General features: G+C 51.4%; 7 protein-coding genes. 3 read left to right on the forward strand and 4 right to left on the reverse strand.

Annotated elements, in window-relative coordinates:
- The first annotated feature begins 367 nt into the window (after positions 1 to 367).
- The 3 genes from BN102_RS10360 (at position 368) to BN102_RS10370 (ending at position 5,910) form a co-directional block, all read left to right on the forward strand.
- Positions 368 to 2,515 carry a fimbrillin family protein gene (locus BN102_RS10360; protein ID WP_198006563.1) on the forward strand — a complete coding sequence of 716 codons (2,148 nt, stop codon included), beginning with the start codon at positions 368 to 370 and terminating at the stop codon, positions 2,513 to 2,515.
- A 413-nt stretch (positions 2,516 to 2,928) separates the two neighbouring features.
- Complete coding sequence (gene hflX, locus BN102_RS10365; RefSeq protein WP_019209083.1) at positions 2,929 to 4,176, forward strand: GTPase HflX; 1,248 nt, start codon at positions 2,929 to 2,931, stop codon at positions 4,174 to 4,176.
- A 90-nt stretch (positions 4,177 to 4,266) separates the two neighbouring features.
- On the forward strand, positions 4,267 to 5,910 hold the full coding sequence (locus BN102_RS10370; protein ID WP_021311835.1) for a fumarate hydratase: 1,644 nt from the start codon (positions 4,267 to 4,269) through the stop codon (positions 5,908 to 5,910).
- Between the two features lie 104 nt (positions 5,911 to 6,014).
- On the opposite strand, the gene rsgA is transcribed toward BN102_RS10370, so the two are convergent.
- From rsgA to BN102_RS10390, 4 genes are all read right to left on the reverse strand, one after another.
- On the reverse strand, positions 6,015 to 6,947 hold the full coding sequence (gene rsgA / locus BN102_RS10375; RefSeq protein ID WP_021311840.1) for a ribosome small subunit-dependent GTPase A: 933 nt from the start codon (positions 6,945 to 6,947) through the stop codon (positions 6,015 to 6,017).
- 11 nt (positions 6,948 to 6,958) lie between these two features.
- Positions 6,959 to 7,522, reverse strand: coding sequence for a ribosome recycling factor (frr, locus tag BN102_RS10380; RefSeq protein WP_019209086.1), 564 nt, complete (start codon positions 7,520 to 7,522; stop codon positions 6,959 to 6,961).
- Between the two features lie 83 nt (positions 7,523 to 7,605).
- Positions 7,606 to 8,316, reverse strand: a complete 711-nt coding sequence (gene pyrH, locus BN102_RS10385; protein ID WP_019209087.1) for a UMP kinase — start codon at positions 8,314 to 8,316, stop codon at positions 7,606 to 7,608.
- A gap of 25 nt (positions 8,317 to 8,341) precedes the next feature.
- Positions 8,342 to 9,541: a clostripain-related cysteine peptidase gene (locus tag BN102_RS10390; protein WP_036788040.1), complete on the reverse strand. Its 1,200-nt coding sequence runs from the start codon at positions 9,539 to 9,541 to the stop codon at positions 8,342 to 8,344.
- Between the last annotated feature and the right edge of the window lie 136 nt (positions 9,542 to 9,677).

Consider the following 9,677-nt stretch of genomic DNA (forward strand, 5'->3'; position numbering starts at 1 on the left):
GCAGCTGTACCTGCATGCACTGATAACCGACGGCATGGGGCAGGGTACGCCTGCCCACTACGAAAATGGACCCACCACCAAAGCCGCGCCGGTGGACAACGCCACGATGTACGACGAGATGGCGGTGACGGCATTTATCTATCCCGCCACCCACAGCTGGCCGGCGGCTTATACGGGCGGAAGCCCGAGCGCCCAGAGGTACATGAGTGCCGTGAAGGTGAAGAAGAGTGAGGCCTGGAGCACCACCTACCATTGGCCCGGAGCGAGCAAACGCATCAGCTTCTTTGCCGCGGCGCCTTACGGCAGTGCGGGGCTGACGGCTTTCAACGACGGAACGCCGGGCACGCTGCCCTACCTCTCGTACACCGTGCCGGCCAATGTGGCCGACCAGAAAGACCTCTTGGTGGCAGCCTCCACGGACCGACCGGGCAACAGCAACGCCGCCGAGCCGCTGACCATGAAGCATGCACTGACGGCCGTGCGCTTCGTCACGGGCGATGACATGCTGGCCGGAACGGTGTCGAAGATTACGCTGAAGAATGTGTACGGCACGGGCAAGCTGCCCATGCAGGCAGCGCCGGCATGGTACAGCCTAAGCGGGGCGAGGAACTTCGAACTGACGCTCTCGCCCGCAGCCACGGTACCCGACCCCCAGGTGCCGAATACACCCCTGACTACCGCGGCCGCCACCTTCATGATGCTGCCGCAGACACTGCCCTCGGGGGCGCAGATAGAAGTGAAGTACACCGACAAGCTGACCAACACGCAGCGCACGCTCACGGCAAACATCGCCGGAAAGACATGGCCCATGGGCAAGACCGTGGTCTACCGCATCAGCACCAGCAGCATATCGGTGACCTCCACGCTGGAGGTGACGGCACCTGCGGAGTACACCTATCAAGGAGGAAACAATACCTACACCGTGAAAAGCTACGCCTCCGTATCCGGAGGAGGAGCAACGGCCAACGTGCCCATAGCCTGGGAAGTGGAATACTCCACCGACAACGGGGGGAGCTGGAGCAACACCAAGCCCGCATGGCTCACGGCGTTCACCGAAAGCGGAGCGGGAGGCACTTCGGCTGCATACTATACCGCCACTGTGGAGAGGCAGACCGGTGTAGAAAACAATTCACACAATGCAGCCTTACAGGCAGCTACCCCGGTGAACGACGGTATCAACGGCATCTACGAACTTTCCACCAAAGGAGGAACTACAATGCAGCGGACGGCCAACTGCTACATCATAAACGCCCCGGGGCGATATAAGCTACCCTTGGTGTATGGCAACGCCGTGGACTACGTCAAGGTGCCCGGCACGGGGAACAATACCTCCGCCTACACATCCTCGGCGCCCGCTTCCGGTAATATATTGAGCACCTTCATCAACCACCGGGGAGTAGGTATTACCAACCCGTACATCTACAACAACGCCAATTGTACACCGGCAAAGTGCACGCTTATCTGGCAAGACGCGCAGAACTTGGTGACGAACGTAGCACTATCTGCCGACCGCCATTTCCTCCAGTTTACCGTGGGGCAGGCCACCATCTGCCAAGGTAACGCCGTGGTGGCGGTGCGCGACGCCTCGAACACCGTGCTGTGGAGCTGGCACATCTGGGTGACGGACTACAGGCCGGGAACCATAGGAACAACCACACCCGACAAGGAAATCACCAACTACCAGAACCGGAAGTACAAGATTATGACTGTCAACCTCGGCTGGTGCGACGGGAAAGAGGAGACCTATGCCGAGCGCACCGTGCAGGTACGCTTCAAGCAGAGACCTACAGCGGGGTACACATCGGCTACCCCAAAGACGTTTACTGTAAAACAGAAAGCGCAGACCATTACAGAGCTTGGGAATAGCACTTATTATCAATGGGGACGGAAAGACCCGTTCGTGGGTGCATTGGAAGGGCCGGGCGGAAGCTCGAACAGCATCAACAAGACATGGTATGACGCATCGGGAACAACCCATACCAACCAGCTTCCTGCCGTCCAAAGCTTTCCTACCGGCACTGCTTGTATCACCCGTGGTATCACGACCCCCGGCACGTTCAATGCCAACTCTTACATGGACGGCCAATATTACAACCTGTGGGATGCAAACAACAACACTACCTCAACCAACGACAACCTCGTGGTAAAGACCATCTACGACCCTTGCCCCGCAGGATACAAGCTCCCGCCAAGCAACGTCTTTACCGGCTTTACCACAACGGGGCAAGGCACATCCACTCAATCTCAGTTCAACGTACAGGGACCTTGGGCCAAAGGTTGGCACTTCCATTGCGGTCTGAACCACACCGGTGACACTGTCTTTTTCCCCACTTCGGGCTATCGGAACAACTTTACCGCAGTGCCCTCCTACGTGGGGAGCTACGCCTACTACTGGACGACGGGACCAGGCAGCGCGTACGGCGGGTGGACTCTGTACTTCCACTCGGGCTACGTGAACCCGCTGGTCAACTACAATCGGAGCTCCGGCTTCGAGGTGAGGGTGTGTCAAGAATAAAAGGGAGCAAGCTATGGAAGCACCGAAGACGACATAGGCATGCCACTACTCGTGAGATAGGCATCTCGGCGAGAGGATGAGATGAACGGATTTCGATTTCCCCGGTAACTCGGGATCGGTCGCCCTCGGTGTTCGATGAGCATCGTTCGGTGGTTAGCGTGGGTATGAAGGTCAGCGCGCCTGGACATTAGTTAATGAATCGTGAAAAGAAAGACAGTCGGCGCGTGAGCCTGACGAATGTATGCCCACTGCTAATCACCGAACGATGCTTTGCCGCCGACCGATGGCGAAATATCCGAGAGGAGGCGAATGTTTTGGTACACTTTCTTTTATTTTTCTATTTTCTTGCACTTCATTCTACATTTCACTACTTTTGTACGATTTCATGATCGGATAATTCCATTTTAAATCGAATGAAAGAATTTGTTATATCGGAAACAAAGGCCGAGACAGCCGTATTAGTAGGGTTGATCACTCCCGTTCAGGACGAATTCAAAACCAAAGAGTATCTGGATGAGCTGGAATTCTTAGCACACACGGCAGGGGCGAAAGTAATCAAGCGATTTACTCAGAAAGTGGGCGGACCGAATGCCGTGACGTACGTCGGGACCGGAAAGTTAGAAGAAATTCGAGATTATATCCAAACGGAAGAAGAGGCTGAGCGGAAGGTCGGCATGGTGATCTTCGACGATGAACTCTCAGCCAAACAGATCCGTAACATAGAGAAAGAACTGAAAGTGAAAATACTCGACCGGACATCATTGATCCTCGACATATTCGCGATGAGAGCGCAAACGGCCAATGCGAAGACGCAGGTAGAGTTGGCGCAATACAAATATATGTTACCGCGCTTGCAACGACTCTGGACACATTTGGAACGACAAGGTGGCGGATCGGGCGCTGGAGGTGGCAAAGGCACGGTAGGACTGCGCGGGCCGGGCGAAACGCAGTTGGAAATGGACCGACGCATCATTCTGAATCGGATGGCCTTGCTCAAGGGGCGCCTGGCTGAAATCGACCAACAGAAAGCTACGCAGCGGAAGAATCGCGGGCGACTGATCCGAGTTGCCTTGGTAGGCTATACCAATGTAGGCAAATCGACCCTCATGAACTTGCTCGCTAAGAGTGAAGTGTTTGCCGAAAATAAATTGTTTGCGACATTGGATACCACCGTCAGGAAAGTGGTCATCGACAACCTACCCTTTCTCCTCTCCGACACGGTAGGATTTATTCGGAAACTGCCGACCGACTTGGTAGAGTCATTCAAATCGACGTTGGACGAAGTCCGAGAAGCGGACCTGCTGATTCATATTGTCGACATCTCGCACTCCGACTTCGAAGAGCAGATCAAAGTAGTGGAAAAAACCATCGCTGAAATCGGGGCGGGCGGGAAACCAACTATGATCGTCTTCAACAAAATCGACGCCTATACCTACATTCAAAAAGAAACGGACGATCTGACACCGAAGACAAAAGAAAACGTCAGCTTGGAAGAACTGATGAAGACATGGATGGCCAAACTCGACGATAATTGCCTCTTCATCTCAGCTAAGGAGAAAATTCACGTGAACGAACTCAAAGAGAAAGTATATAAAAAGGTGTGCGAGTTGCATGTACAGAAATATCCATATAATGACTTCCTCTACCCCAAGTACGAATAAGCGGAAACTTTATGTCCGATTAAAGAAAAATCTCAATCATACTTCATACCTTTGTCACACTGATAACTAATTCATTAAAAATCTACCCATATGGCTAAGACACCAGATTTTAAGTATGCTCCCATGTTCCAGACAGGCAAGGACGATACGACGTATCGACTTCTTACGAAAGAAGGAGTCTCCGTAAGCGAGTTCGAAGGAAAACCCATGTTGAAAGTCAGCAAGGAAGCGTTGACGTTGCTTTCGCAACAGGCTTTCCACGATGTAGAATTCAAGCTCCGTCGCACACATAACGAACAGGTAGCCGCCATCCTGAAAGATCCGGAAGCTTCGGAAAACGACAAGTATGTGGCACTCACTTTCCTGCGCAATGCTGAAACGGCGTGCAAGGGCATCTTGCCCTTCTGTCAGGATACCGGCACCGCCATCATTCACGGCGAGAAGGGACAACAGGTATGGACGGGCTTCGACGATGAAGAAGCGCTGAGTCGAGGTGTATACAACACTTTCGTCACCGACAATCTGCGCTACTCGCAAAACGCTCCACTAAATATGTACGACGAGGTGAACACGCGCTGCAACCTTCCTGCCCAAATTGACATCGAAGCGACCGAAGGCATGGAATATCGATTCGTCTGCGTAGCGAAAGGCGGCGGTTCAGCCAACAAGACCTACTTATACCAAATGACCAAAGCCATCATTCAGAATCCCGACACTTTGGTTCCGTTCTTAGTAGAGAAGATGAAAACATTAGGCACCGCTGCATGCCCTCCTTACCACATTGCTTTCGTCATAGGCGGTACCAGCGCGGAGCGCAATCTGCTCACCGTGAAACTGGCCTCCATCCATTATTACGATAACCTGCCCGTTACCGGTGACGAAACCGGTCGCGCTTTCCGTGACGTAGAATTGGAGAAGCGATTACTTCACGAGGCGCATCGAATCGGATTGGGTGCACAATTCGGCGGAAAAGCATTGGCACACGATGTTCGCGTCATTCGTTTACCGCGTCACGGGGCGAGTTGTCCCATCGGCTTGGGTGTAAGTTGCTCCGCCGACCGCAATATTAAAGCTAAAATTGACAAAGACGGTATCTGGCTCGAAGAGATGGACGAGAACCCCACCGAACTCATTCCGGAAGAATACCGCAAGCCGGGAGAAGGATCGGGCATTGAAATCGATCTCGACAAAGGCATGGATACTGTACGCGCCGAACTTACCAAATATCCCGTGAGCACCCGCGTCTCCCTGAACGGTACGATCATCGTGGCGCGCGATATCGCTCATGCCAAGCTGAAAGCTCGTTTGGACGCCGGCGAAGACATGCCTGCTTACTTTAAGGATTACCCGATTCTCTATGCCGGACCGGCCAAGACACCTGCAGGTTATCCGTGCGGATCAATGGGACCAACGACAGCCAACCGCATGGATCCCTACGTGGACGAGTTCCAGCAGCACGGCGCTTCGCTCGTCATGATAGCCAAAGGCAACCGTACCGACGTAGTTACCGAAGCTTGCCAGAAACACGGCGGATTCTATCTCGGAACCATCGGAGGCGTAGCTGCCGTTTTGTCGCAAAGCAGCATCAAGTCTATCGAATGCGTAGAATACCCAGAATTGGGTATGGAAGCGATCTGGAAAATCCGCGTGAAAGATTTCCCTGCCTTCATCTTGGTCGACGACAAGGGGAATGATTTCTTCAAACAGCTCAAGCCGTGGCCTTGTTCGAAGTAAAAGCAGCATGACAATAAAGCGGATGTGTCGGATGGTACACCCGCTTATTTTTATACATCGCGCTATGCGGACGAATGATTTTTCGGAACAAAACATTACGTCAATCAGTACGCTTCACGGTATTTCTTCTCGTCTTTATCCCCCAGCATGCTCAAGTAGGAGGCATAACGGGATTCGCCGATCAACCGATTCGCGACCGCTTCGCGCACGGCGCAGGCCGGTTCGTGCGTATGGGTGCAATTGTGATACTTACAGCGCGCTGAAATTTTGAAGATTTCTTTGAAATAATGCCCGACCTCCTCTTCTTCCATGTCGAAAGTGCCGAATCCTTTAATGCCTGGCGTATCGATGACATAACCGCCGTTTGGCAAAGGAAACATCTCGGAGAAGGTAGTCGTATGCATCCCTTTGTTGTGGACCTCCGATATCTCCCCCGTCTTCAGCTTCAGATCGGGCAGAATCGCGTTGATCAGGGTCGACTTTCCCACGCCGGAATTGCCGGCAAAGAGATTAACCTTGCCTTTCAAGGCTTCGCACAAAGTTTCGATACCCGTCTGATACACAGCCGAGATTTTCACACAAGGATAGCCCACGTCCGTATAAAGACGAATTAGATTCTCTAAAGAACGGGTTTCCTCTTCGTCATAAAGGTCGATCTTGTTGAAGATCAATTCGACGGGTATACGATAGGCCTCCGCCGAAGCTAAGAAGCGATCGATAAAGACGGTCGAAGTTTCTGGAAAGTTGACGGTAACGATCAGCACACACTGGTCGATATTAGCAGCCAGTATATGCGATTGTTTGGATAAGTTCGACGCTTTACGGATAACATAGTTCCGCCGATCTTCGATCTCGGAAATGAAAGCAGTTCCCTCAGCGTTGACAATGATTTGCACATAGTCACCTACGGCAACGGGATTCGTACTTCGGATACCTTTCAAGCGGAAATTGCCTTTAATTTTGCAGGGTATCACCGGTCCTTCGGTAGTTTTCACCTCGTACCAGCTCCCGGTACTCTTCACCACTAATCCGCGCACGTCGTTCCAACTTAAACGGTCATGATCTCCTTACTCTTTTGGGCCAAGATTTCGTCAATCAATTTAATGTATTTGTCATGCGTCTTTTGGAGTTTCGCCTCGCCGTCTTTTTGCATATCCTCCGGCATGCCTTCGTTCTTTACGGCTTTCTTCAGGGCTTCGATCGCATCACGGCGCGTATTGCGCACGCTCATTTTCGCCTCTTCCGCTTCGTTTTTGCATTGTTTGGAGAGTTGTTTACGGCGTTCCTCCGTCAGCGGAGGGATGCCGATGCGGATCACCTCACCGTTATTCTCTGGCATAATGCCCAATGAAGAATCGATAATCGCTTTCTCAATCGGGCGGAACATGGTCTTGTCCCACGGTTTGATAGCTATGCTGCGGGCGTCAGGTATCGTAACGGCCGCCACATTTGAGATCGGCATCAGGGTGCCATAAGATTCCACTTTGATTCCGTCCAACAGACGGATGTCCGCTTTACCGGCGCGAATATGAGCCAGCGTATCTTTCAGGTGCTCGACTGCATTCGTCATTTTCTTCTCCGCCTCGTTAAGATAAGTTTTAGCGTCTGCCATATTTTCTTATTTAAAGTTATAATTTTGATTTAAACAAAAATACAGATTATTCTCGAACTTTCCAACAATTCGCTCAACGTTTTTCAGCTGTGCACATAAGTGCCGATGGGTTCTCCTTCAACAATTTTCTTCAGGTTGCCCGGCTCGTCCATATTGAACACGCAGATAGGCAGTTTATTATCGCGACTCATCACGATAGCCGAGAGATCCATCACTTTCAGATTTCGGCTCAGCACCTCGTCGTAAGTGAGGTCATCGAACCTCGTCGCTGTGGGGTTTGTTTCCGGATCGGCAGTATACACGCCGTCTACACGGGTTCCCTTGAGCATCACATCGGCTTCGATCTCAATACCTCTCAGCGAAGCCCCCGTATCGGTAGTGAAAAACGGATTACCCGTTCCCCCCGCTATGATAATGATCTCGCCTTCCTCCAACGCCTCTATGGCTTTCCATTTGCTGTAGAACTCGCCCACGGGTTCCATACGGATCGCCGTAAATACGCGAACTTTAGCCCCGATGGCACTCAACGCGCTGCTCAAGGCGAGGCTATTGATAACCGTCGCCAACATCCCCATCTGATCGCCCTTTACCCGGTCGAAGCCTTTTAAGACACCATTCAGCCCGCGGAACAGGTTCCCTCCACCGATCACGATTCCAATCTGCACGCCCATCTCGTAAATTTCCCTGATCTGCCGTGCATACGTTGCAAGGCAATTCTCGTCGAGGCCGTATCCCTTTTTTCCAGCTAAACTCTCGCCGCTTAGCTTCAGTAATATGCGTTTAAACTTTGTCATATCTTATTCATTCACAAGCAGATGCTCACCAACCCGTCTTCTCCCAGCCTGCATCCCTATACCAGTCGAAACGGTGCAAGTAGTTTACCAAACTCGACTGTGTCTTATTGGGGAGGAAGATGGAAAGCCCGCCCGCCTTGGCATCGATATCGAACATACCGACAAAGGCCGAATAGTTACGGGGAGTGCTCGCCCAGTAGATCACCGCTTGGTCAAAAGCCTCCTTCCAAGTTACATAATCGCTCCCTCCCTGGGTCAGGCTCTCTATAAATTCATTCATGTCATAGTAATACAACTTCGCCTGCCGGTTGTCGTAATTGAAGATACCCTCCGTGCTGATAGTCTGCTTTTCGACGATGTACTTAGGAAGGATTTGTGCGGTAGTAGAAGCCAAGTGTTCGAGCATGCCGGTCTTAATGGCGCTCACTGATATGCCGCCCGTCCAATTATCGTTCGAGATATGCAGGCCGTCATCATAAATCTGCGCATAATAACGATAGTATGCGGCGGCGATAGCCCTCCCCACCTTGTCCGTATAATCGAAGAAGGCAGGCACCACATATTCGTAATTGGCTCCTGGACCGGGAATTTCCGTCGGGCAGCCGATGTAATAATCACAACAATCACGCAACTGGTACACTACTTCTACGCTTTGCATGAAGCAGGCGTCGAAGAAGATGAACGAGAAATGCGGAGCCGTTTCGAGCGCACTCTTCAACTCAGAGATATTCATATACTGATTTACAGAAAGATCCTCACCCCACCAACGGGTAGTAGCCTTCGCTAATACGCCCGTAGGCGAAGGGATCCATCCGTCGCCGTGCGACCACAATACCAGCCCATACGAGTCGGCAGGATAAGCCTTTACGGCATCATCGATAACCTGTTTCATCACTGAGGAGGATACCGAATTATGTTCCTCATACTCCTTGATGGTCTCTTCCGTTACGTTTCCCGCACCGTCTACATGCAATTTAATCAAGCGCGGAGTACTGTAATCGTCGATATAAATCAACAGATTATCAGTCTTGCGGTTGATCTGCTTAACACCGGTTTTCATTTCTGTGATATTCTTCTCCGTAAATCTTACCAAAGAATTTTCGCCGGCGATGTAAACCAGAACGGTACGTGCGGAGGTAACAGCAGGTTCGTCTCTATGGTGACAAGATGTATTATTGATCAGCACAAGGCTCCAAAGTAGAAGATGGAAACAGCTATATCTCATTTTGTTTTGCTTTTTGATCAAAGTTTGCTTCGATAGTGCAAAGATATAGTTTTTCTTTAATAACCATGAAGAAAGCAAAAGAAATAATACACTGTCCACAGCACTTCGATCCCCGGTCTCCGTCTCTTCAGAAGTC

The sequence above is a fragment of the Phocaeicola abscessus CCUG 55929 genome, from assembly GCF_000312445.1.
In the GTDB taxonomy this organism is placed as follows: domain Bacteria; phylum Bacteroidota; class Bacteroidia; order Bacteroidales; family Bacteroidaceae; genus Phocaeicola; species Phocaeicola abscessus.

What these genes read in the sequence shown, in the direction of transcription:
- hflX (WP_019209083.1), top strand. Translation starts at nt 2,929, where the DNA reads ATGAAAGAATTTGTTATATCGGAAACAAAGGCCGAGACAGCCGTATTA.
- BN102_RS10370 (WP_021311835.1), top strand. Translation starts at nt 4,267, where the DNA reads ATGGCTAAGACACCAGATTTTAAGTATGCTCCCATGTTCCAGACAGGC.
- frr (WP_019209086.1), bottom strand. Translation starts at nt 7,522, where the DNA reads ATGGCAGACGCTAAAACTTATCTTAACGAGGCGGAGAAGAAAATGACG.
- pyrH (WP_019209087.1), bottom strand. Translation starts at nt 8,316, where the DNA reads ATGACAAAGTTTAAACGCATATTACTGAAGCTAAGCGGCGAGAGTTTA.
- BN102_RS10390 (WP_036788040.1), bottom strand. Translation starts at nt 9,541, where the DNA reads ATGAGATATAGCTGTTTCCATCTTCTACTTTGGAGCCTTGTGCTGATC.